This window comes from Kineococcus auxinigenes (assembly GCF_050871525.1).
Classification (GTDB): domain Bacteria; phylum Actinomycetota; class Actinomycetes; order Actinomycetales; family Kineococcaceae; genus Kineococcus.
Genome location: NZ_JBKBCT010000179.1, coordinates 1 through 570, shown reverse-complemented (window position 1 = coordinate 570; position 570 = coordinate 1). Strand labels below are relative to the sequence as shown.

Annotated in this window: 1 protein-coding gene; it reads right to left on the bottom strand. The window is 73.9% G+C overall.

What is annotated here, in order from left to right:
- The coding region (locus tag ACRYR9_RS19900; protein ID WP_432499110.1) for a hypothetical protein at positions 1-231 on the bottom strand (231 nt) is incomplete at its 3' end.
- Between the last annotated feature and the right edge of the window lie 339 nt (positions 232-570).

Here is a 570-nt window from a genome sequence, read left to right as displayed (position 1 = left end):
CTGGTACAGGGCGCTGTCGGTGGTGCCGCTGGCCACGGTGGTGGTGGAGGTGCGGCCACCGATGCTGCCCTTGTCGGCGCTGTAGGAGGTGCCCGAGGCGGTGAGCGCACTGCCGCCCGCGTTGATGGCGACGGTCGAGGCCGTCGCGGCGGAGGCGGGCACGCACACGGCGGCGGACCCGGCCAGGGCGGCGGTGGCCACGGCGGTGGCGATCGCGCGGGAGAAACGCATCAGAATCTCATTTCCTGGGGGGGAGGAAGGTTATTCGCACTATTGATTTCGGTTCCCCGCCGGAGGTCTTGAGGGGTGACGCCTCAAATGCTCCATGATTCATGGAAAAATGACTCGGCGTGAGGATCGTCGCTCTCCCGCGCCTCGCCGACTGCTCCGACCGGGTGAGGGCCGCGACGGCCCGTCACGACCGGTGCAGCAGGTGGTGGAGCCCTCCGGCTGCCGGTGCGCGTCCTCGCGCACGCCGGGGCAGGCGCAACGAGGACGGGGGGGGGGGGGGGGGGGGGGGGGGGGGGGGGGGGGGGGGGGGGGGGGGGGGGGGGGGGGGGGGGGGGGGGG